This window comes from Candidatus Krumholzibacteriota bacterium (genome assembly GCA_016931295.1).
Taxonomy (GTDB): Bacteria; Krumholzibacteriota; Krumholzibacteriia; order Krumholzibacteriales; family Krumholzibacteriaceae; genus JAFGEZ01.
Genome location: JAFGEZ010000003.1, coordinates 19,295 through 41,771 on the forward strand (window position 1 = coordinate 19,295; position 22,477 = coordinate 41,771).

Consider the following 22,477-nt stretch of genomic DNA (forward strand, 5'->3'; position numbering starts at 1 on the left):
GCAGCAGGATGCGCCGATCCACGCCGTCGGGGGACGGGGGAGCCGACCGTCGGGCCGGGCGCGATCCTGCACGTCGAGAGGCGCGAGACGTGCGCGATGAAGGTGAACGCGGATCGGAAACCGCCGGCCACGCCGTCGAGGATCGAAGCGAGGCCGCGGCGGAAAGGACGCGCGCCCAGCTCGCCGCGGTCATGGAGATCGCCGAGGTGGTCAACTCCCGGCTCGATCTCCACGAGATACTCTCGGTGATCTCGCGCGAACTCCGCCGGGTGATCGATTACGATCTCGGCTGCATCGCGATCTTCGAAAAGAACGAGAACTGCCTCTACATCAGGCACGTCCACCGGCGCGGCGGCGAGACGACCGGCGAGGGGCGCTACGTGCCGCTCGACGAGAAGAACCTCGTCGGCTGGGTCGCGATCAACCGCCGGCCGATCCTCCGCAGCGACATCCCGAGCGACACGCGGTTCACCGAGATCATGCGCGAGGACGGGCTCAAGTCCGACATCGTCGTGCCCCTCATCGCGAAGGGGCAGCTCATCGGGACGGTGAACGTCGGTTCATACGAGGCCAACCATTTCAGCGACTTCGATCTCGACCTGCTCGAGCGCTTCAGCCAGCTCACCGCCCTCGCGATAGAGAACTCGCTCCTGGTGGAGGAGCTGCGGGCTCTCGGCGACAAGTACCGCAAGCTGATGAGCAGCGCGACCGATCTCATCCTGATCATCGGGTACGACGGGACGATCGTGGAATGCGACCAGGCGGTCTTCCGCCTCTTCGGGTACGGTCCCGACGAGATCATCGGCAAGGAGTTCTTCGGATTCACGACGCCCGCCAGGCGCGACCACGCGAGGCGCACCTTCTACCGGATTCTCCAGGGCGACACGATGCAGATCGGGGAGGTCCCCTATCTCAGGAAGGACGGCGGGATCGTCTATCTCGACACCGACGCGACCCTCGTCAACCTCCGCGACGATCCCTGCGTCCTCGTGATCGCGCACGACGTCACCGAGAGGCGCATCCTCCAGGAGAAGATCACCATCCAGAACCGCGAGTTGAAGGAGAAGAACCGCAAGCTTCTCGAGCTCGACGGGCTCAAGAGAGAATTCCTCGGGCGGATCAGCCACGAACTCCGCACGCCCCTCTCGATCATCATGGCGTACGCCGGCACCCTGCTCGAGGACGGCGGCCGGGCGATCGACGCCGACACGCGGCGCGATTTCCTCTCCGTCATCGAATCGCAGTCCAACAAGCTCCTCGGGCTGATCAACGACCTGCTCGATCTCTCCAAGGTGGAGATCTCCGATACGATGCTCAACGTGACCGAGGCGAGCGTGAACGAGATGATCAGGATCGCCGTCAAGGTCGTCGAGCCGCTGGCCCTCCGGGGGAACGTCGATCTGAAGACGCGCCTGGACCCCGACGTGCCGATCATCACGTTCGACCCGCTCCGGATCCGCCAGGTCTGCGTGAACCTGCTCGGCAACGCGCTCAAGTTCTCTCCGGCTGGGAGCTCCGTCGCCATCTCGTCGATGCAGACGGGGAACGAGATCATCGTCTCGATCGAGGACGCGGGCCCCGGCATCGATCCGCACGATCTGCCGACGATCTTCGACGATTTCACGCAGGTGGACGGCAGCGCCACGCGCGCCTCGGAAGGCATGGGCATCGGGCTCAGGCTCGTCAAGCACTACATTGAGTTGCACCGCGGCCGGGTGTGGGTGAAGAGCGAGCCGGGCTCGGGCTCGACCTTCTCCTTCTCCTTGCCCCGGTACGTCGGGGAGAAGGCGCTCGAGGACGTCGCCGGTGACTGAGATCCCCGCCGCTACACGACCGTCACCGTTCCTCTTCCCACTTCGATCGTCCGCGTGATCGATGTCGCCGCGAGGCCGCCGATCCGGACGTCTCCGGCCTTGGCCGCGCCGTCGTCGATCTCGACGAGGATGCGGGCGAGGGAGTCGGCGTCGTTTCCCTGCTCCATGATCATCGATCCGACGGTGATGGCGCCGTGGCGGAGCAGGTAGGTGCCGAGTCCCGCGGCAGCCGTTCCGGTGGCCGGATCCTCCCAGAGGCCGACGACGGGGGCGAAATGCCGGGCGTAGCTCACGCGGTCGTCGTGCCAGGCGTCGAGGCTGAAGATGTGATTGGTATGGATCCCGTAGCGCTTGTTCATCAGGGCGAGCTTGATCAGGTCGGGATGCATCGACAGGACGGTCTCCTTGTGTGCGATCGGCACCATGAGCTGGTCGAGACCCGTCGAGACGATTTCGAGCGGCAGACCGGTGCGGGTGATCTCGGATTCCTCGATACCGAGGATGGCGGCGATCTCTGCGACCGGCACGTCCGAGCCGCGCCAGGCGCGGACCGGCTGGAGGATCATGATGCGGTCGAGGACGCCCTCGGCCTGCTCGGTGCGAACGTCGACCATCCTCTCCGGATCGAAGTCGTTGCGATCGAAGAGATCGGCCGGAGTGAAATGGATGTCGACCGGCATCAAACCGACGTTCGTCTCGATGGCCACCCTGGTGACCCCCGGGCTGAGCGGCACGCGGCCCTCCTCGACGAGCGCCCAGGTGACGGCGATCATCGAATGGCCGCTCAGGTCCACTTCGCTCTCCGGCGTGAAGAACCGGACGCGGTAGAGGGCGTCGGGGCCGTCCGGCATCGAGACGTAGGCCGTCTCGGAGAGGTTCATGCTCCCCGAGATCTCCTGCATCATGTCGATCGAGAGACTGTCCGCCTCGGTGATGACGCCGGCGGGGTTGCCGCCGAACGGCTTCGTCGTGAAGGCGTCGACCTGCTTGATCCTCAACTGCTGCATCGTCGTCCTCCCTGGGCGCGCGTTGCATATCGCAACGGGCGGGTGCAGAATCCCGGGTGATATCCCGTGTTGCTCGCTCGTTCCCTCCGGTGTCCCGTGATGCCCCGATCCGCGTAACCGCTTGTCGTTCATGCCCGATGGCTCGCAGCGGCCGCACGGGGGGTGGCCGGGAGGCGCAACGGGGCGCCTCTCGCCGTATGGTACAGCGCTTGCAAATCCGGTTCCGAACGATAATCCCCGCGTCCGTGTCGGACCGCGGGGAGGACGACTCGAGGGATTTCTCATCCGGACGTCGGAAAGAAGGCGGCGATGAACGGGATCGAGGACGGCAGGATCGACGAACTCGTCGGATTCGTGATGGCGAAGCGGGGGACGGACATGTCCAGGTACCGCTCCTCCTGCATCCGGCGACGGATCGGCCACCGTCTCGTGATGCTCGGGCTCGCGTCCGTCGGGGAATACCTGGAATTCCTGCAGCGGCATCCGGGGGAGATCGATCGTCTGCTCGACGTCCTCACCATACATGTCACCGGCTTCTTCCGGGACGGGGACGTCTTCGAGAAGCTCGCCGGCTCGATACTGCCGGGCGCGATCGAGCGGCGGCTCGCGTCTGGGGGCGGGTCGATCCGCGTCTGGAGCGCCGGGTGCAGCACCGGCGAGGAGACCTGGAGCCTCGTGATCGAGCTCGACCGCCTGATCCGGGCGACGGGCGCCGATATCCGGGCCGAGGTGTTCGGCACCGACGTCTCCGAGGACGCCTGCCGCACGGCGCGCAGGGGCGTCTACGGCGACGACCGCGTCGACGGGATTCCGCCCGTTGTCCTCGACCGCTATTTCGAGAAGACCGCCGAGGGATGGCAGATCGCGCGCGAAACGCGGAGCGACGTCCGGTTCCGCGTCCACAATCTCTTCTCCGCGCCGCCATTCTCGATGCTCGACGTCGTCGTCTGCAGGAACGTACTCATACACTTCGAGCATTCGTCGCGGAGCGACGTGCTTCGCAATTTCCATCGCGCACTTCGCGAGGACGGCGTTCTCGTCCTCGGGAAGAGCGAGGCCGTCACGGGGCCCGCGCTCGAGCTCTTCGAGCTCACCGACCCCCGGGCCAAGACATATCGCAAGCGGACCCTGTGCCCGAGTTTCAAGGAGGAATGAGATGGGCGTGTTCGGATTCGCGAGGACGATCAGCGGAAAGGTGTTCTTGACGATGGCTGCGATCGGTATCGCGCTGTGCGGCGCGGGATCCTACGCTTTCATCGCCGTCTCGAGCGACGTCATCGGACAGATCGCCGCCGACAGGGACGATTTCTGGACGAACTGCGTCTCGATGGTCTGCGCCGAAGTCGACGGGGTCGACGATCCCGCCGAGCTCCATCGCCGGCTCGACGGCCTCCGGGATCGGTGGGCCCACGTCGCGGCGATCGAGATCGTCGACGAGGGCGGCTCGCTCCTCGCCGGGACGACGAAAGCCACCGACGGCGAGGGGGTGGACTGGCGGAGCGTCGAGTTCGCGCTTCCCGGAAGCAATCGCGTCGCCCGGTTGAACTTCGACCGTTCGTCCGAGCGTCTCGATTACGCCGATTTCCGGGGGCGCATCGTACTGGTGACCATCTTCGCCCTCTGCGTCGGCTACCTGATCTTCTACCTGCTCGTCGACCGGTTCATCCGGCGTCCGGTCGCGAGGCTCCTCGGCGCGAGCAGGCAACTCGCCTCGAACGCCGGCGACCTGACGGGCTCGATCGAGATCGAATCCGACGACGAGCTGGGGATGCTCGGCGGCACGCTCAACGACATGTTCTCCAACCTCTCCGAGATCATCAACGTGATCCGGACGACGAGCGATCGTGTCAATTTCTCCGCGCAGAGCCTGTCCGCCTCGACAGAGGAGATGAACTCGATCACCGAGGAGACCTCGATGACCGTCCAGAACATCGCGCGGTCGACGGATCTCCAGGCGCACAAGGTCGAGGACATGATCAAGGAGATCCGCAACATGGAGCGGTCGGTGAAACAGGTGGCCAACAGCGCCGAGCTGGCCGCCTCCGCCGCGACGAACGCCTCCGAGACCGCGACGAAGGGCGGTGACTCGGCGAAGGAGGCGGTCGAGAAGATCAACAAGATCTACTGCGTCATCAACGAATCGGCCGGTATCATCCGCCACCTCGGGGAACGCTCGAACCAGATCGGCGAGATCGTCGACGTCATCACCGACATCGCCGACCAGACCAACCTGCTCGCCCTGAACGCCGCGATCGAGGCGGCGCGGGCGGGAGAGGCGGGTTCCGGCTTCGCCGTCGTCGCCGACGAGGTCCGCAAGCTCGCCGAGGGAAGCGCCAAGGCCGCGGACGAGATCGCCACCCTCATCCAGCAGACGCAGGACGACACCAGGACTGCGGTCTCGAGCATCGAGCTCGGCGCGAGGGAAGTGACCGAGGGCAAGGACGTCATCACGAAGACGGGGCTTTCCCTCGACGAGATCGTCGAGGTGCTCAAGAGCTCCAGCGACATGGCCCGCCGCATATCGGCGGCGACGAACGAGCTTTCGCGCGGCATGAAGAACGTCATCTCCTCGATCGACGAGATCTCCTCGAGCGCCGAGAAGAACGCCTCGTCCACGCAGGAGACCGCCGCGTCGATGGAACAGATGACATCGAGCATGGAGGATGTCGCCTCCTCCGCGCAGAAACTCAGCGACATGGCGATCCAGCTCCGCGAGCACGTCGGCCGGTTCAAGGTGACCGGGGCCGGGCAGCGCCGCGAAGAGCTGATCGCGTGAGACGGGGGGATGGCAGGATGAGCGCTCAAGGTGAATCGGGCGGACGGGTCGGCGAGGGGCAGATGCAGCTCGTGATCTTCCGGCTCGGCCGCGAGAACTACGGTGTTCCCGTCGCCAGGGTGAAGGAGATCATCCGGCCGATCGACGCCTTCGCCGTTCCGGGGATGACCGGTCCGGTGGAGGGCGTGATCAACCTGCGGGGCGAGATCATTCCCGTGCTGCGCGTGCACGGGCTGCTCGGCGTCGACGGCGGTTCCGGCGGGGACGCCCGCAAGCGCAGGATCGTCATTCTCGACGCCGACGGCGGCGGGTTCGGCTTCCTCGTCGACGAGGTGACGGAGGTCGTGCGCGTCTCCACCGGCGACCTGCGCCCGGCCCCCGAGGTGGGTGAGGACGAACTGCACCGCGAGGCGATCCTCGGGATCGTGCAGGTTTCCGGACGGATGGTCGTCTGCGTCGACCTGCGCGTTCTCGTATCGGGATCGATCGATATGAAGGAGCTTGCCGGACAGGTCTCGTGAACGGCCGGCATCGTTGCGACAACGGAAGATCGGACGGCAGATGGCAGTCAGACAACACAGGGGGCCCGTCGTGAGGGTGGGCCTCGCGCAGTTCCGCGTCGGTGAGGCGCCGATGGAGATGACGACGATGGCGCTCGGATCGTGTCTCGGGATCGTGCTCTACGACGAGGAGGCCGCGGTCGGCGCGATGGCCCACGTGATGCACCCGCGGCGCGAGCGGGTGAAGAACAACGCGAACAGGGCGAAGTTCGTCGACACGGCCGTCTCGCTCATGCTCGACCGGATGGAAAAGCGCGGCGCGGCGCGCCGACGCGTCGTCGCCAAGATCTTCGGGGGGGCGAGGATGTTCGTGCGCGACCAGGACCGCCGGAGTCTCTTGCAGATCGGCGAATCGAACGTCCTGGCGGCCCGGGAGGAATTCGCCAGGATCGGGATCCCGATCGTCGCCGAACGCACCGGGGGGAACAGGGGCCGGACCATCGTGTTCGACGTGTCCGACGGATCGGTCACGGTCCGGGACGCGACGGGCGCCAAGGAGAAGGTATGATTCATCGGGTTCATAACCACCGGGGCGGCGAGGTCCTTCGGGTCGTGATCGGGGAGGATTCGGCGTTCATGCGCCGCCTGATCGTCGACGCGCTCGAAGAGGATCCCGGGATCGAGGTCATCGGCGAGGCGGCCGACGGCCGCGAGGCGCTCAGGATGGTCGTCGAACTGCGTCCGGACTGCGTCACGCTCGATCTCGAGATGCCCCGCATGGACGGTCTCGAGACGCTTCGGTACATCATGGGCGAATGGCCGACGCCGGTCGTCATCCTCAGCGCGCACACGGAGAGCGGCGCCCGGACGACCTTCGACTGCCTCGAGGCCGGCGCGGTCGATTTCGTGACCAAGACCCGGCGGGGAAGCGTGTTCGACGGGGCGGAACTCCGTTCGAAGGTCAGGGCGGCCGCGTCGGTCGACGCGGCCAAGGTCCGCTTCGAACCCCCCGCGCGCAGCATGAAGGTCGCCCGCCGGCGGGCGGTCTCGACCGATCCCTGCCACGCGGTGATCATCGGGGCCAGCACGGGCGGTCCCCAGGCGTTGATGGAGGTCGTGCCGCGGTTGCCGGCCGATCTCGAGGCGGCGGTCGTCGTCGTGCAGCACATGCCCCCGAATTTCACGCGCTACATGGCCGAACGTCTCGATGCGTGCTCGATGCTTCCGGTCATCGAGGCGGAGGAGGGAATGCCCGTCAGGCCTGGACAGGTGATCGTCGCTCCCGGCGGCATGCACCTCTTCGTCCAGGAGCGCCGCACGTGCCCGGCATTCATGCTCCTCGCGCGGAACCGGTTCCAGCGGACGGCCTGTCCGTCGGTGGATTTCGCGATGACCTCCTTCTCGTCCCTCTTCGGGGAACGCATGACGGCCGTCGTGCTCACCGGCATGGGGAAAGACGGCGTCTCGGGGTGCCGCGCGGTGCGAGCCGCGGGGGGCGGGGTCATCTGCCAAAACCGGGAGACGAGCATGATCTTCGGCATGCCGGGGGCCGTGGTCGCCAGCGGGATCCGCTGCGAGCTGCTTCCGCTCCCGGAGATCGCGCGGGCCGTCACCCGCAGCGTGAATGGCGCTGCCGCGAGGGAGGCGTGCGATGAAGGTCGATGACTACAAGGCGCTGTTCACGACCGAAGCCGACGATATCCTGACCCATCTCGAGAACGGCGTGATGGGCCTCGAGTGCGGCGGCGACCTCCCCGGCCAGGTGGAGGAACTCTTCCGCCACGCCCACAACCTCAAGGGGATGTCCGGCGCGATGGGATACGACACGGTCGTCGAGGCGAGCCACGGCCTCGAGAACATCCTCCAGCGATACCGGGACGACGTGTCCGTCGGCCCGTGCGACGACGCCGATTGCCTGCTCAAGGCCGTCGACCTGCTCAAGGATCTCGTCAGATGCGCCGTGGAGGAATCCGACGCCGGGCGCGGCAACGAGCTGCTCGGCCTCTTCGTCGAGTCTCTCCGGCCGGTCGCCGAACGGCTGGACGGGTTCGTCCGGCGCGAACCGCCCGATTCGCCGCCGGCATGCCTCGATATGGATCCCGGGAACAGGCCCGCCGAGGAGGCCGCGGAAGAGAAGACGGAGCCGGAAGAGACGGCCATGCGTTGTCGCCCGAAGGTCACGTCGACCAGGGTGAGACTCGAGTCCCTCGACCGCATGATGGATTTGGTCGGCGAGCTGATCATCAGCCGCATCCGGCTGCACGGGCTCGCCCGGGAGATGGGCTCGAAACAATTGCTCGACGAGCTCGCCGCGTCGGGGCGGCTCATATCGCAGATCCAGAAAGAGGTCATGGAGGCGCGTCTCGTTCCCGTTGGCGAGGTCTTCCAGCGGTTCAAGCGGCTGGTCAGGGACATGTCTCACGACCTGAACAAGAAGATAACCCTCGAGCTCGTCGGCGAGGAGATCGGTCTCGACCGGACCGTGCTCGAATCGATGGTCGATCCGCTCGTCCATCTCATCCGCAACGCGATCGATCACGGGATCGAGAGCCCGGCCGAACGAACCGCCGGGGGGAAGCCCGCCGGCGCGACGATCCGCCTGTCGGCCCGGCGCGAGCGCAACTTCGTCGTTCTCGAGGTCGCCGACGACGGACGGGGAATCGACCGGGAGAAGGTGCGCCGCAGGGGGGAGGAGATGGGGCTCGTCAGGGGCGAGATGACCGACGAGGAGATCTGCCGCGTCATATCGGCGCCCGGCCTCAGCACGACCGAGACGGTGGGAAGATTCTCGGGCAGGGGCGTCGGGATGAGCGCCGTGAAGAAGAAGGTCGACGCGATCGGCGGTTCGATGCGTCTCGTGAGCCGCGTCGGGGGAGGAACCGTCGTCACGCTCCACCTGCCGGTGAACCTCTCCATCATCAAGGCGTTGCTCTTCAACGTGGGGGAGGACGTGCACGCGATGCCGATCGAGTACATCAGGGAAACGACCCGTGTCGAGATCGGCTCCTTCAGGCGGCTGCACGGCCGGGAGGTCTTTTTGACTGGTGGAGAGCCGATCCCCGTCGTCAGGCCGGAGATTCTCTTCGGCATGGCACCGGAGCCGGAGGGCACGCGGTTCATCAAGCTCATCGTCATCGAGTCCGGGGAGCGCGCGATCGGCCTGGTCGTCAATCGCATCCTCGGCCAGCAGGATATCGTCATCAAGGGACTGCCGGCCATGATCCGGGGCGTCGCGGGGATCTCCGGGGCGACGATCCTCGGGTCCGGCAAGATCGCCTTTATCTGGGACCCGAACATATTCATCAAAGGAAGGTGCATGCATGAGCCCGATCAAGAGACCGTCGTTTCTGCGGATTGACGCGTTGAAGGAGATAGGCAACATCGGCGCGGCCCACGCCGTCACCGGGTTGTCGCAGCTCCTCGAGGAGCGCATCGACATCTCCGTCACCAACGCGGACATCATCCCGCTGCAGATCATCTACACGCTCTTCAACGGCCCGGAATCGATGGTCTCCGTCGTGTACATCGAGACCTACAGCGAGAACGGGTTCCGCGGGATGATGTTCCTCATCTTCCCGCACCCCGAGGCGATCAAGATGATCGAGGCGGTGACGAAGGAATCCTACGCCGGCGAACGGATCAACGACGAGTATTCCCTGTCCGTGCTGAAGGAAGTCGGCAACATCATGTGCGGTTGCTATCTCAACACGCTCGCGCAGTTCCTCCGCGTTCCCCTCATGCACACCGTGCCCCAGCTGTCGCACGACATGCTGGGCGCCGTGATGGATTCCATCCTCGTCGACCTGAGTCTGGAGTCCGATTACGCGCTCGTCCTCGAGACGGCCTTCACCCTCACGTACGGAGGGTGCAAGGGATTCCTGTTCTTCGTGCCGACATCGAATTCGCTCGACACGATCTTCGAAGCAATCGGCGTTGAATGAGCTGAAAGGAGACCCCGACGTGAAACCGAGAGTACTGGTTGTCGACGACGCGATTTTCATGCGGAAGATGATCACGGACATCCTCGAGAACAACGGCCTCGAGGTCGTCGGCGAGGCCGACACCGGTTCGGGCGCCCTCGAATCCTACAAGGAACTGAAGCCCGACCTCGTGACGATGGACATCATCATGCCCGAGATGAACGGGATAGATGCCGTCCGGGAGATCATGGCCGTCGATTCGCAGGCGCGGATCGTCATGTGCAGCGCCCTCGGACAGCAGGCGCTCGTGCAGGACGCCCTCGCGGCGGGGGCCAAGGATTTCCTGATCAAGCCCTTCAACCCGTCGAGGGTCATCGAGGTGGTATCCAAGATCCTGAACCAGGCACCCGTCGTCTAGGAAGGGCGTCGAAAGGAATACACATGCCGGAACTCGACAGCAGAGAGCGCGAAGTGCTGGCGAGCTTTGCCGCGCGCGTCGACCGGAACGATCCCGGGGCATTGAACAACCTCGGCGTGCTCTATTACCGGAAGGGCATGTACGGGGAGGCGATCGCCCAGTTCAAGGACGCCCTGAAGATCGACGCCCGGTTCGATCTCGCGCGGGAGAACATCCAGTACCTGTTCGCGGAGACGGGCACGGAGGACCCCGACGTCAGCCGCTGGAAGGGCGAGGTCGAGAAGGATCCAGACAACGTCGAGGCGCTCATGCGGCTCGGCGTCTCGTACCAGAACATGGGACGCCACAAGGAGGCGCTGGAGATCCTCGGCCGGGTCGTCGAACGCAAGCCGGAGAACTTCATGGCGCGGCTCCACCTGGGCAGCGTCCTCAAGGCGCAGGGGCTCTACCAGCAGGCGCTCGAGCACTACCTCTACGCGGGGGAGAACGTCGGCACGTCGGCGGTGTACCATACGGATCTCGGCGAGATCTACTACAACCTCGGCAGGACCGACGAGGCGATCTCCGAGCTCAGGTCCGCGATCAAGCTCGACGCGGAGTACTGGCGTTCGCATTTCCTCCTCTCCTTCGCCTACGGGGATATCGGCCAGTTCCAGGACGCGCTCGAGGAGAGCCGCGTGGCGAGCCGGCTCAATCCGTCCTTCCAGAACACCGAGGCGAACCTCGCCTTGTCGGACTACGAGCGGCAGGGCGGGGATTCCGCCGGCAACTCCATGGGCGGCGATATCGCGTCCCTCGAGAGCACGTCCTTCACGCTCGGCGCGGCCTACCGGGAGCGCGGGTACACCAGGGAGGCGCTGAAGGAGTTCAACAAGGCCCTCGCCGAGATGGCCGACCGCGACCGGGTGCACATCGAGATCGGGAAGCTCCACCTCGACGAAGGCGCGTACGACGACGCGGCCGAATCCTTCTACCGCGCGCTCGAGTGCAACGCGGAGAACAGCGAGGCCTTCCGGCTGCTCGGGTGCATCTATCACCTGACCGACGATTTCACCCAGGCGGCAATCTGCTACCTGCAGGCGTTCCGTCTGAACTCCGCCGACACCGATACGATGAACAACCTCGGCGTGCTCCTCTACCAGACCGGTCTCGTCGAGGATGCCGAGCGGATGTTCAAGAAGGGGCTGAACCTGAAGCTCTACCACCAGGAGCTCAACTACAACTTCCTGAACTGCAACCTGATAAAGGAAGAATACCTGATGGCCGAGAACCTCCTGCAGCGTCTCGAGGCCTTCATGGGGAAGAGCGCGCTCCTCTACGAGAAGCGCGCGATGCTGAACTACAAGCTCAACCGGATGACGCTCGCCATGTTCGACGTCGAGAGCGCCCTCTCGCTCGACCGGCGGCACGGCGACGCGCTCTACCTCAAGGGGCTCATCTTCCTCCGGGAGGAGGACTTCGACGGCGCGATTCAGTCGATCGTCGAGGCCAACCGGATCCAGGAGGTCTTCTCCGGATCGCATTTCTTCCTCGCTCTCGGATCCCGCGAAGAGACGGTGGCGCGCGTGCGGCCGGAGCTCACTGACGATCCCTCCGACGAGCTGATCGAACTGCTCGAGACGGGGATCAAGCGCCGGTTCGACAAGATCCGGGAGGCGCTCGGCTCGGTGCTCGACCGTCGCGGCGTCGATGCCGTCGCCGCGGGAAGATCGATGACCCGGGAAACCGCCGACCGGGCCGCGCACGACGTGGAAACGACCGGGGACGGCGGGGCGCCGGAGCCGGACGCCCGGCCGTCGGGGCCGGAGATACTCGAGGAACTGAACGCCGATTGACGGCATCGAAAGGAACGTTCCATGGCCATCCAGTCATCGATCAGCGAGCTCGGTCTCTTCGAGCTCTTCCAGATCCTGCACATGAACGCCAAGACGGGCCGGTTGATCGTCTCCGACACCCCCGACGGCCGTGAAGCGCAGGTCCTGTTCCATGACGGAGCGGTCTCTTTCGCCCAGGTGTACGACAGGGCGGCGCGACCCGTGCCCGCGCTCCTCGTCGAGTGGGGCGTTCTCGACGACGAGTCCTTGCGGCGGATGGAGGCGACCCTGCCGCGATACGCCGACCTCCTCGCCTGCCTGGACGGGGAGGGGATCGTTCCCCGCAGCCACATGGAGAACTTCCTCGGCAACCGCGTGAGGGAATGCGTCTACGAACTCTTCAAGTGGGACCGGGGGGAGTGCCGTTTCATCGACGAGGAGCTCGACGCGCGCACCGAGGTCCTCGTGGCCCTCAACACGGAGAATCTCATCCTCGAGGGAGCGAGACGCATCGACGAGTGGACCAATATCAAGAACAAGGTGCCTTCCCGGCACTCCGTCTTCCGCTTCTGCGCGGACAAGGAGAAGGACCAGGCGCTCAACCTGAAGCCGCTCGAGTGGGAGATCCTCTCCCTGATCGACGGCAACCGGTCCGTCGACGAGGTGAACGGCGCGGTGGGCGAGGATCTCTTCTCCACGAGCAAGCTGATCTACGGGCTTGTCGTCATGGGAGTCATCGAGCTTCGCGACGCCGACGACGACGGGGCGGCGGACGGAAGCGAGCAACGGACGCAGTCGCTCATCGAACGCGGGCGGGAGCTGTACGGGCGACTGAACCTCGAACGGGCCGCCGCGGAATTCGAGAAGGCCGTCCAGCTCGATCCCGAATGCTTCGAGGCCATCCGGATGCTCGGGGAGATCTACTACAAGATGGACCGCCTCAGCGAGGCCCTCATGTACCTCGCGAAGGCCCGCTCAATGGATCCCGCCAACCAGAAGGCGATGTTCATCAAGGGATATCTCCACGCCAGGCTCGGCGAGGTCGAGCAGGCGATCGGCGAGTGGGAGGAACTGCGGGATAAGGCGTCGAGCCGCAGGATCGCCGATCTCGTCACGCACCGGATCGCCGCGGCGAAGGAGTGGGAGAAGGTGCTCCAGGAGTACTAGGATCCCCGCGTCTCCCCCCTCGCCGGAGAACCGCCGGGCGAGTTCCCGCTTCGCCGCCCGGTGCGATCGACCCGCCCCCCGCCTGACCCCGGCTTTTCATCCTTTCGCCCCGCTTCCCGCCGTGCTATGATGTCGCTCGCTCGTGCCGGCCGCTGGTGCCGGCGGTCCGATATCCCCGTATCCGGAGGTAGATCGATGCGCGCGGTATGCCTGTCAGTCGTCGCCCTGTGCCTGGTTCTCGCCGCCGTCCCCGTCGGGGCGGACGAGGGGATGTGGCAGCTCGACAAGCTCGACAAGGATCTCGTCAGGAAGATGAACGCCCTCGGGCTGGAGCTTTCCCAGAAGGAGATCTTCACCCCGAAGGGCGGAGGGATCGCCTACGCGATCGTCGATCTCGGCGGCGGGACCGGCTCCTTCGTCTCCTCCCGGGGGCTCGTCCTGACGAACCACCACGTCGCCTTCGGCGCGCTCCAGCGGGCCAGCACGACGGAAAACAACTACATCCGCGACGGATTCCATGCCCCGACGACCGCGGACGAGATCCCGGCCCGGGGCTACGAGGTGGGCGTGCTCCGGTCGATCGAGGACGTCACGAAGAAGGTCCTCGGAGCCGTCGACGACGGCATGACGCCCCTGGAGCGCTTCGAGGCGATCGAACGCGTGCGCAAGGAACTGATCGCCGGGGCCGAGGAGGGGGGGGACGTCCGCTGCGAGATCGCCGAGCTCTTCGGCGGCATGGAGTACAAGCTCTTCACCTATTTCTTCATCCGCGACGTCCGTCTCGTCTACGCGCCCCCCGAGGCGATCGGCAACTACGGCGGCGACATCGACAACTGGATGTGGCCCCGCCACGGCGGCGACTTCTCCTTTCTGCGCGCCTACGTGGCCCCGGACGGCTCGCCGGCGGACTACAGCGAGGAGAACGTCCCCTACGAGCCCGCCGTGCATCTCGCGATGTCGACGGGCCCCCTCGCCGAGGGTGATTTCGTCATGATCATGGGATACCCCGGCAGCACCTATCGCCACCGTTCCTCGTACTCGATCGATCACGCGGAGAACTTCCTCTTCCCCAGGCGCGTGGCGATGTTCGGCGGTATTCTCGACATCATCCAGGAGGCCTCCGCCGCCGACGGCGACGCGGCGATCAAGCTCGCCCGCCTCGACGCCATGCTCAACAACTCCATGAAGAACTACCAGGGGCAGCTCGAGGGTTTCCGCAAGGCGGGGCTCCTCGCACGCAAGCAAGCCGAGGAAAGGGAATTCACCGCCTGGCTCCTCTCCGAACCGGAGATGGCCGCGCGGTACGGCGACGTCCTGCCAGGCATCGCGGTCCTCTACGAGGAGAACATGGCGACGCGCGAGATCGCCGACCTGGCGCGTCTCTCCGGCTTCCTGTCGCAGATGATGCGCGCGGCCGGCACGATCTACAAGTGGAGCGTCGAGAAGGAGAAGCCCGACATGGATCGCGACCCGGGATTCCAGGAGCGCGATCTCCCCGACCTGGCCCAGGGGCTGGAGATGCTCGATCGCGGGTACCACCCCGCGACCGATCGCGCCATCCTCGCCTTCCTTTTGCGCATGGCCGCCGACCTCCCCGCGAACCAGCGCCTCGTCGCGTTCGACGAGATGATCGAGCGCGAGGAGGGAGCGACGGTCGAGGACAGGATCGAGTCGCTGCTCGACCGGCTCTACGGCGGCACGAAGCTCGGCGACGCCGGGGAGCGCATGCGCATGTTCGAGCTCTCCCGCGAGGATCTCCTCGCCGAGAAGGATCCCTTCATCGAGTTCGCCGCGGCGATCCGGCCCCAGCTCGACGAGATCGAGGAGACGGGGAAGGCCTGGAACGGCGCGATCACCGCGCTCAGGCCGCGGTTGATCGAGGCGAAGCGGCGCTGGCGGGGAGGATCGTTCTACCCCGACGCGACGAGCACGATCCGCCTCACCTACGGGACGATCGCGGGCTACTCCCCGCGCGACGCCGTCGAGTACGGCTGGATCACGCGTTTGGGCGGCGTCGTCGAGAAGCACACCGGCGAGACGCCCTTCGATTGTCCCGACGCCCTTCTCGATCTCTACGAGCGGCGCGACTTCGGGCGGTACCGCGACGAGGCCCTCGACGACGTCCCCGTCGATTTCCTCTCCACCTGCGACATCACGGGCGGCAATTCCGGCTCGCCGATCATGAACGCCAGGGGCGAGGTCATCGGCGCCGCCTTCGACGGCAACTGGGAGAGCATCTCGGCGGACTACCTCTTCAACGAGGATCTGACCAGGACGATCAGCGTCGATTCCCGGTACATCCTCTTCATCCTCGAGCAGTTCAGCGGGGCGACCTCGCTTCTCGAGGAGATGTCGATCCACTGACCCGTCGGCAAACGGGACGATACGGCCGCGGACGGGGTGAGGATGAGGGATCCTTTCCCCGTCCGTCCGTCGCGGGAGTGCAGTTGTGGGTGAGATATTCGCCCTGACGACCGCTTTGATCTGGGCGATGGCCGTGATCCTGCTCAAGAAGTCGGGGGAGCGGATCCCGCCCTTCGTGCTCAACTATTTCCGGGTCGCCGTCTCCGGCACGCTCTTCGTCGTCACGATCCTCGTCGGCCGCGTCCAGTTCTTCGGACGGGCGCCCCTTGCGGACTACCTCGTTCTCGTGCTCAGCGGAACGATCGCGATCGCCGTGTCGGACACCTTCTTCCACCGGTGCCTGAACGTGGCGGGAGCGGGGATCACGGCGATCGTGGATTGCCTGTATTCCCCCTTCGTCGTCCTGACCGCGTTCCTGCTGATCGGCGAGCGCGTCGGCCCGTGGGATCTCGTCGGCATGGGATTCATCATCGTCGGCGTGCTCGTCGCCGCCGGGCACCGCCCCCCCCCGGGCACGCCGAGGCGGCGGATCGTCGTCGGCGTCATGTGGGGCGTGCTGGCGATGGCGACGCTCGCCTTCGGGATCGTCATCGCCAAACCGGTGCTGGAGCGCCATCCGGTGCTGTGGGCCACTGCGGTCCGCCAGCTCGGCGCCCTCCTCGTCATGACGCCCGTCGCCTTCCTCGCCCGCCGGCGCGCGACGATCGCGGCCCTGCGCCCGTCGCGCCACTGGGTCTTCATGATCCCCGCGGCGGTCCTCGGTTCCTTCCTCGCCCTGCTCTTCTGGATCGCGGGGATGAAATACACGCAGGTGGGCTCGGCGGCGATCCTCAACCAGACGAGCACGATACACATCCTCGTCTTCGCCTCGCTCTTCCTCGGCGAGCCCTTCACCCGGCGCAAGCTGGCCGCGATCATCCTCGCGGTCGCCGGGATCGTCATGGTGACCGCCCTCTAGGCGGGCGCGGCCCGGTTTCCGGGGCCGGGCCAAGGTGGATCGGCCGCCGGATCGCGTCCGGTCAGCGGAGGTAGACGATCTTCCTCGTGGATACGAACGACCCCGTTCCCATGCGCAGGAAATAGACGCCGGAGGCGACGCCGCGTCCCGTGTCGTCCCGTCCGTTCCAGACGACCGTGTGGACGCCGCCGGGCATCCAACCCCGGACGAGCGAGCGAACGAGCCGGCCGGCCGGGTCGTAGACGGCCACGTCGACCGGGGCGGGCCCGGCCAGCGAGAAGCGGATCGTCGTCGTGCCGTTGAAGGGGTTGGGGAAATTCTGTTGCAGGCCGTTCGCGGCCGGCGCGGCGTCGCCGCCACCGGTCGCCTGCGCCTCGATGGAGAAGAGCCCGTCGCTCGCGTCCTCGCCCGTGTTGCCGGCGACGTCCCACGCGATCACCCGGACGCGGCACGAATCGCCGGCCGGGCCGTCGGCGATCCAGGAGAGAAGCGTGTCGCCCGGGGCGGCCGCGGCGATCTCGGTCCAGGCGCCGCCGCCGTTCCTCGACAGCTGCACGCTCACCGAATCCACCGCGCGGTCGTCCCCGGCAATCCATCTCACGTGCAGCGTGTCCCCGATCCCGACCGACTCGCCCCCGACGGGGGCGGCGAGGACCACGGTCGGCGGAACACGGTCGGCGCCGGCCACGCAGGCCCCCGACTGCGCCGCGTATCCGCCGCCGTAGAGGAGGCTGCCCACCGCGGAGACCCGGTAGAACCAGCAGCCCGACGCCTCCTCGTGGAGCCAGGTGTTCTCGACGGGCGGAACGGCGGCGAGGAAGGTCGCCGCCGACGGGACGAACCCGTCGACGGTGTCGCCGTAGACGGCGAACCAGGCGAGACCGCCGGGAAGCATCCCGTCCCAGGAGAGGGCGATCGACGTGTCGCCCGCGGCCACCGCCGCGAGGTTCGCCACGCGGGGGGGCGCCGCCGTATCGGCCCCCGGGCCGCCGTGCATCCCCAGGTCGGCGCGCGAGCCGTCCGGGTCGGCGCCTCCCGCCGGGTCGCCGGCGTCGATCCCCGCGGAGTGCACGAGGAGCTGGTAGTCCATCGAGGCCGTATCGGCGAAGAGCGGATCCCCGGCGACGTTCGTCGAATCCGGCGTGAAGCCGTCGCAGTCGAGGGGCAGGTTGCCCCAGAGGCCGTTCCAGGAGAAGGTGAAGCCCGGGCCCGCCGCGTACACGCCGTTGCCGGCGCCGTTGGTGACGAGGTTGTTCTCCAGGGCGAGGGAGACGGGATTCGAGACGAAGATGTTCCCTCCCTGGTAGCCGGCGCGGTTCCTGTCGACGGTGTTGTTCTGCACGAGGCCCCAGCAGCTGTCCGCGTTGACGCCGCCGGCGAGGATCCCCGCCTCGTTGTCGGAAACGAGGCAGTTCTTTATCCCGATGAGGCCGGCTCGATGGCTGATGCCGCCGGCCGAGGAGACGGCCGAGTTGCCCGTGACGATCGTCTTCGAGAGGAAGAGGGAGGAACGGATGACGCAGATGCCGCCCCCGACGTCGAGGCAGTCGTTGCCGGCGAGGGTGTCGCCGTCGGATGCGACCGAGCCGAGCTCGACGTAGACGCCGCCCCCCTTCGCGTAGCCGTCGTTGTTTTCGAAGCGGTTCCCCCGGAGCGTCACGTCGGCGTGGAGGGCGTAGAGCGCGCCGCCGGCCCTCGGCCCGGTGTAGTCCGGATGCGGGGCGCAGTCGTGCACGTGATTGCCCTCGATCGTCGCGTCGACGTCGTAGAGGTAGATCCCGCCGCCGCTCTGTGCCGCGCAGCCGTCGATCTCGTTACCCTCGATGACGACCGATCCCGTGTGGCAGGCGATCGCGCCGCCGCCGCTGAAACCGCTGATCGAGGTGTAGCCGGTGGCGGCGAAGCGGTTGTTCCGGATGACGGGCGAGGCGACGTAGCTGAAGACGCCGCCGCCGTAGCCCCCGGCGGCGGGAAGGTTGGCCTCGCGCCCCGTTCCGCCCGTGATCGTGAACCCCTCGATCCCGCAGGGAGCGGGGCCGACGTTCATGAAGGAGACGGGGGAGCCCCCGCTGTGGATCGTCGTGACGTGGAGGCCGGGATCGCGCTCGAGGAAACCGGCGTTCCAGCCGCCCATGAGATAGACGGCCTTCTCGACGGTGACGGCTTCGTTGTAGACGCCCGTTTCCACCATCACCGTGTCGCCCGGTTCGGCCGCGTCGACGGCCGTCTGGATGTCGGTGGCCGCCCACGCGGGCAGCGAGTACGGGGGGATGTCGCCGCCGGTCGGCGAGACGAACCGGTAGGGAGGGCCCTGGATGGTGAAATCCCCGTCGCTCCAGTCGAGTCCGCCGACAATTCCGGCGTAGCCGTACCAGGCGATCGCCTTGACACGCGCGGTGGCGACGGGAAGATTGGGGACGGTCCACTCGCAGCTCGTCGCGCCGACGATCCCCGAGGCGATCGTCTCGGGCCACGTGACGCCTCCGTCGAGGCTCAAAAAGAGCGTCACCGAGTCGGGCACGGCGCGGGAGACCGTCCACTCTATCGTCTGCGTGGAGCCGACCGGCAGGATCTCGCCGCCGTTCGGGGAGTCGACGCGCACGAAGACGTCCCAGGGATCGTACTGGATCTGGTAGGTGCCATACCCGATGTTGTTGTTGCCGTATTTCACGTAGCCGAACCCGTCCTCGCCCCAGCCGGTGCCCCAGGAGTTCTTGATGATCCACGCGCCCTCGCCGCCGCAGAGGTTGTCGTTCCAGCCGACGATGAGGACGGCATGGTAGCCGACGACCTCGTCCTCCCAGGAGAAGCAGCCCGAGGCGTAGTCGTAGAAGCGGTCGACGATGTCGATCGTCGTGTAGACGGGGCCGGTGAGGAGGGCTTCCTTTATCGAGTTGACGTCGTTCGAGACGCTCGCCCAGCCGGCGAGGTGCCCCTGGATCTCGCAGTTCTCCTCGGTGCAGGGGAGGTCGTCGCGGATCTGGTAGGGGTTGCAGGACTCGAGCGTGGCGCCGTATCCGAAGATGGCGCGGTAGGCCGAGACGGCCCAGCCGCCATCGCAGCCCGAATCGTACGGGTTGCAGTCGATCACCGTCTGTTCGGAGAGGTCGAGGCTCCGCTCCTCGAAAATGAGGATGTGCGATTCCATCTGGCCGACGGCGGCGAAGGCCCAGCAGGAGCCGCAGGAGCGCTGGTCCCTCGCGGGGGTCGTGCCGCCGAGCGTCCGCCAGTCGAGGACGGCGTCGTAGGTCGCCCCGGCGGGCGCGGTGATGACGGGGAGGCGTTCGTCCACGGGAAGGGGCGGGAGCTGCCCGAGACGCATCAGCTTCTCGGCCCGACTGAGGTCGGAGAGCGGCGTGCGCTTCGCGCGCCAGTCGTATTCGTGCTGTTCGAGGTGGCGGTTGAGGCGTTCGATCCGCTCGTCGGTCTCGTCGGAGAAGGCTGGGGTGGCCGGCGCCGCGAGGGCGGCGAGCAGCGCCGCGGCGGCGAGCCGCGCGATGATTCTCGTTCGCATGCAGTCCCTTTCGTCGTCTTTCCGGTGGCGCCGGCCGCAAGGCGGCCGGACAGAGCAGTGCGGCAACGGGGCGCCGCGACGCCCCATTGTCGTTACTCATTGTAACATATGTCCATTACGCGTGTAAACCGCCATGTGCCGGGCGTGGTGCCGCGGTCCGGTTGGAACTCGCGAGCGCCACGCGTGTACGTTGACAGAGGAGCGGCCGCCGGGCCCGGCGCCCGGAGGCGTTTCGCCCTTGCGCGGCTCGGGGGTGTTGCCGTATCGTGTTGGGCGCCCCGTTTCGCCGCGGGCGCGACATCCACCCGATATCGTTCGCCGTTTGGACGGGCCGAGCCCGTCCGCGGGGAGAGGAAGATGCGATGGCCATCGACGTCAAGCAGATCGGAGAGAAGGTCGAGAAGGAGAGCGCCCTTCTCGCGCGGGTGCGGAGCGAGATCGCGCGGGCGATCGTCGGACAGGAGTATCTCGTCGAGCGGCTTTTGATCGGGATGCTCTGCAACAACCACGTGCTGATCGAGGGAGTGCCCGGGCTGGCGAAGACCCTCGCCGTGACGACGCTCTCGCGCGTCGTCCGCGCCTCCTTCCACCGGATCCAGTTCACACCGGACCTCCTGCCGGCGGACCTCGTCGGCACGCTGATCTACAATCCGCGCTCGGGGGAGTTCACCACCAGGAAGGGACCGATCTTCGCCAACATCATCCTCGCCGACGAGATCAACCGCGCGCCGGCGAAGGTGCAGAGCGCCCTCCTCGAGGCGATGCAGGAGCGCCAGGTGACGATCGGCGACGAGAGCCACGTTCTCGAGGAGCCCTTCCTCGTGCTCGCCACGCAGAACCCGATCGAGCAGGAGGGGACCTACCCGCTTCCCGAGGCGCAGGTCGACCGGTTCATGCTCAAGCTCCGCGTCACCTACCCGACGAAAGAGCAGGAGAAGCTCATCCTGCAGCGGATGGCGACGAGCGATCCGTCGATCCGGATCGAGCCGGTCATGGAGCCCGGCGACATCCTCAGGCTTCGCCGGCTCACCGACGAGATCTACATGGACGAGAAAATCGAGGACTACATCGTCGACGTCGTGCAGGCGACGCGCACGCCTGACGCGTACGGGCTCGACGTCGGCGGCCTGATCCTCTACGGGGCCTCGCCGCGCGCGACGATCTTCCTCGCGATGGCCGCGCGGGCGCACGCCCTGCTCCAGGGACGCGCGTACGTGACGCCGCAGGACGTCAAGTCGATCGGCATGGACGTCCTCCGTCACCGCGTCATCGTCACCTACGAGGCCGAGGCCGAGGAGAAGACGAGCGAGGACGTCGTCTCCGCGATATTCGACAGCGTCGCCGTGCCATGATCCCGAAGGAACTCGCAAGACAGATCCGCGTGCTCCAGATCACGACCCGGAAGGTCGTCAACGACGTGCTCGCCGGCGAGTACGGCAGCGTCTTCAAGGGCCGCGGCATGGAATTCGACGAGGTGCGCGCGTACATCCCCGGCGACGAGATCCGGACGATCGATTGGAACGTCACCGCCCGCACCGGCGAGCCCTACGTGAAGCGGTTCGTCGAGGAGCGGGAGCTCACCGTGTTCTTCCTCGTCGATCTCTCCGCCTCGGGCGCCTTCGGATCGGTGCGGAAGCTGAAGAACGAGGTCGCGGCCGAGTTCTGCGCCCTCCTCTCGTTCTCCGCCGTCAAGAACAACGACAAGGTGGGGCTGATCCTCTTCACCGACGGCGTGGAGAAGTTCATCCCGCCGAAGAAGGGCACGCGCCACGTGCTGCGCGTGATACGCGAGCTGCTCGATTTCAGGCCGCGCCAGGCGCGAACGGACATCGTCGGGGCGCTCGACTACCTCGGCAAGGTCACCACGAAGCGCGCCGTCGTCTTCCTCGTCTCCGACTTCCAGGCCGAGGGGTTCGAGCGCTCGCTGCGCGTGATCGGCAAGCGGCACGACCTCGTCGCCGTCACCATCGCCGATCCCCGCGAGGTCAGGCTTCCCGACGTGGGACTGATCGAGCTCGAGGACGCGGAGACGGGCGAGACGGTCCTCGTCGACACCTCCAGCGCGGCCGTCCGGCGCCGGTACGAGACGCTGGGGCGCGAGCGCGCCGGGCGTTTCCGCGAGCTCTTCGCCTCGATGGGCGTCGACCAGATCGAGCTGGGCACCGACGAGGACTACGTGCCGAAGCTCGTCGGCTTCTTCCGGTCGCGGGAAAGGCGGTACTAGG

General features: G+C 66.6%; 17 protein-coding genes. 15 read left to right on the forward strand and 2 right to left on the reverse strand.

Annotated elements, in window-relative coordinates; all coding sequences use genetic code 11:
- The first annotated feature begins 89 nt into the window (after positions 1–89).
- Complete coding sequence (locus JW876_01275; GenBank protein ID MBN1884137.1) at positions 90–1,814, forward strand: GAF domain-containing protein; 1,725 nt, start codon at positions 90–92, stop codon at positions 1,812–1,814.
- 11 nt (positions 1,815–1,825) lie between these two features.
- On the opposite strand, the gene JW876_01280 is transcribed toward JW876_01275, so the two are convergent.
- Positions 1,826–2,821 carry a PhzF family phenazine biosynthesis protein gene (locus JW876_01280; protein MBN1884138.1) on the reverse strand — a complete coding sequence of 332 codons (996 nt, stop codon included), beginning with the start codon at positions 2,819–2,821 and terminating at the stop codon, positions 1,826–1,828.
- 309 nt (positions 2,822–3,130) lie between these two features.
- On the opposite strand from JW876_01280, the gene JW876_01285 reads away from it, so the two are divergent.
- The 12 genes from JW876_01285 (at position 3,131) to JW876_01340 (ending at position 16,738) form a co-directional block, all read left to right on the forward strand.
- Complete coding sequence (locus JW876_01285) at positions 3,131–3,976, forward strand: protein-glutamate O-methyltransferase CheR (protein ID MBN1884139.1); 846 nt, start codon at positions 3,131–3,133, stop codon at positions 3,974–3,976.
- Position 3,977: 1 nt separating this feature from the next.
- A complete protein-coding gene (locus JW876_01290; protein ID MBN1884140.1) occupies positions 3,978–5,597 on the forward strand; it encodes a methyl-accepting chemotaxis protein in 1,620 nt (539 codons plus the stop codon).
- A gap of 17 nt (positions 5,598–5,614) precedes the next feature.
- Positions 5,615–6,118, forward strand: coding sequence for a purine-binding chemotaxis protein CheW (locus tag JW876_01295; protein MBN1884141.1), 504 nt, complete (start codon positions 5,615–5,617; stop codon positions 6,116–6,118).
- 40 nt (positions 6,119–6,158) lie between these two features.
- On the forward strand, positions 6,159–6,665 hold the full coding sequence (locus tag JW876_01300; protein ID MBN1884142.1) for a chemotaxis protein CheD: 507 nt from the start codon (positions 6,159–6,161) through the stop codon (positions 6,663–6,665).
- A gap of 68 nt (positions 6,666–6,733) precedes the next feature.
- Positions 6,734–7,762: a chemotaxis-specific protein-glutamate methyltransferase CheB gene (cheB, locus tag JW876_01305; protein ID MBN1884143.1), complete on the forward strand. Its 1,029-nt coding sequence runs from the start codon at positions 6,734–6,736 to the stop codon at positions 7,760–7,762.
- Entirely contained in the window at positions 7,749–9,455 is a 1,707-nt protein-coding gene (locus JW876_01310; protein MBN1884144.1) for a chemotaxis protein CheA, read from the forward strand. Before cheB ends, JW876_01310 begins: the two co-directional genes overlap by 14 nt.
- Positions 9,418–10,038, forward strand: a complete 621-nt coding sequence (locus JW876_01315; GenBank protein ID MBN1884145.1) for a chemotaxis protein CheC — start codon at positions 9,418–9,420, stop codon at positions 10,036–10,038. The genes JW876_01310 and JW876_01315 overlap by 38 nt, the downstream gene beginning before the upstream one ends.
- Before the next feature lie 19 nt (positions 10,039–10,057).
- Positions 10,058–10,435 carry a response regulator gene (locus JW876_01320; protein MBN1884146.1) on the forward strand — a complete coding sequence of 126 codons (378 nt, stop codon included), beginning with the start codon at positions 10,058–10,060 and terminating at the stop codon, positions 10,433–10,435.
- A gap of 23 nt (positions 10,436–10,458) precedes the next feature.
- Complete coding sequence (locus JW876_01325; GenBank protein MBN1884147.1) at positions 10,459–12,270, forward strand: tetratricopeptide repeat protein; 1,812 nt, start codon at positions 10,459–10,461, stop codon at positions 12,268–12,270.
- Positions 12,271–12,291: 21 nt separating this feature from the next.
- On the forward strand, positions 12,292–13,416 hold the full coding sequence (locus JW876_01330) for a DUF4388 domain-containing protein (protein ID MBN1884148.1): 1,125 nt from the start codon (positions 12,292–12,294) through the stop codon (positions 13,414–13,416).
- Positions 13,417–13,611: 195 nt separating this feature from the next.
- A complete protein-coding gene (locus tag JW876_01335) occupies positions 13,612–15,780 on the forward strand; it encodes a S46 family peptidase (GenBank protein MBN1884149.1) in 2,169 nt (722 codons plus the stop codon).
- Positions 15,781–15,865: 85 nt separating this feature from the next.
- Positions 15,866–16,738 carry a DMT family transporter gene (locus JW876_01340; protein MBN1884150.1) on the forward strand — a complete coding sequence of 291 codons (873 nt, stop codon included), beginning with the start codon at positions 15,866–15,868 and terminating at the stop codon, positions 16,736–16,738.
- 61 nt (positions 16,739–16,799) lie between these two features.
- Here the strand turns inward: JW876_01340 and JW876_01345 are convergent, their stop codons facing one another.
- Positions 16,800–20,252 (reverse strand): T9SS type A sorting domain-containing protein, encoded by a 3,453-nt coding sequence (locus tag JW876_01345; GenBank protein ID MBN1884151.1) that lies wholly within the window; start codon positions 20,250–20,252, stop codon positions 16,800–16,802.
- A gap of 362 nt (positions 20,253–20,614) precedes the next feature.
- On the opposite strand from JW876_01345, the gene JW876_01350 reads away from it, so the two are divergent.
- The gene (locus JW876_01350; protein MBN1884152.1) at positions 20,615–21,604 is read left to right on the forward strand and encodes an AAA family ATPase; all 990 of its coding nucleotides are present in this window, start codon (positions 20,615–20,617) and stop codon (positions 21,602–21,604) included.
- On the forward strand, positions 21,601–22,476 hold the full coding sequence (locus JW876_01355; GenBank protein MBN1884153.1) for a DUF58 domain-containing protein: 876 nt from the start codon (positions 21,601–21,603) through the stop codon (positions 22,474–22,476). Before JW876_01350 ends, JW876_01355 begins: the two co-directional genes overlap by 4 nt.
- The last annotated feature ends 1 nt before the right edge of the window (position 22,477 follow it).

Excerpts from the sequence above, each read along its gene's own strand:
- JW876_01335 (MBN1884149.1), top strand. The coding sequence starts at position 13,612 with ATGCGCGCGGTATGCCTGTCAGTCGTCGCCCTGTGCCTGGTTCTCGCC.
- JW876_01290 (MBN1884140.1), top strand. The coding sequence starts at position 3,978 with ATGGGCGTGTTCGGATTCGCGAGGACGATCAGCGGAAAGGTGTTCTTG.
- JW876_01285 (MBN1884139.1), top strand. The coding sequence starts at position 3,131 with ATGAACGGGATCGAGGACGGCAGGATCGACGAACTCGTCGGATTCGTG.
- JW876_01310 (MBN1884144.1), top strand. The coding sequence starts at position 7,749 with ATGAAGGTCGATGACTACAAGGCGCTGTTCACGACCGAAGCCGACGAT.
- JW876_01345 (MBN1884151.1), bottom strand. The coding sequence starts at position 20,252 with ATGCGAACGAGAATCATCGCGCGGCTCGCCGCCGCGGCGCTGCTCGCC.
- JW876_01295 (MBN1884141.1), top strand. The coding sequence starts at position 5,615 with ATGAGCGCTCAAGGTGAATCGGGCGGACGGGTCGGCGAGGGGCAGATG.
- JW876_01315 (MBN1884145.1), top strand. The coding sequence starts at position 9,418 with ATGAGCCCGATCAAGAGACCGTCGTTTCTGCGGATTGACGCGTTGAAG.
- JW876_01350 (MBN1884152.1), top strand. The coding sequence starts at position 20,615 with ATGGCCATCGACGTCAAGCAGATCGGAGAGAAGGTCGAGAAGGAGAGC.
- JW876_01280 (MBN1884138.1), bottom strand. The coding sequence starts at position 2,821 with ATGCAGCAGTTGAGGATCAAGCAGGTCGACGCCTTCACGACGAAGCCG.
- JW876_01355 (MBN1884153.1), top strand. The coding sequence starts at position 21,601 with ATGATCCCGAAGGAACTCGCAAGACAGATCCGCGTGCTCCAGATCACG.
- JW876_01300 (MBN1884142.1), top strand. The coding sequence starts at position 6,159 with ATGGCAGTCAGACAACACAGGGGGCCCGTCGTGAGGGTGGGCCTCGCG.
- JW876_01325 (MBN1884147.1), top strand. The coding sequence starts at position 10,459 with ATGCCGGAACTCGACAGCAGAGAGCGCGAAGTGCTGGCGAGCTTTGCC.
- cheB (MBN1884143.1), top strand. The coding sequence starts at position 6,734 with ATGCGCCGCCTGATCGTCGACGCGCTCGAAGAGGATCCCGGGATCGAG.
- JW876_01330 (MBN1884148.1), top strand. The coding sequence starts at position 12,292 with ATGGCCATCCAGTCATCGATCAGCGAGCTCGGTCTCTTCGAGCTCTTC.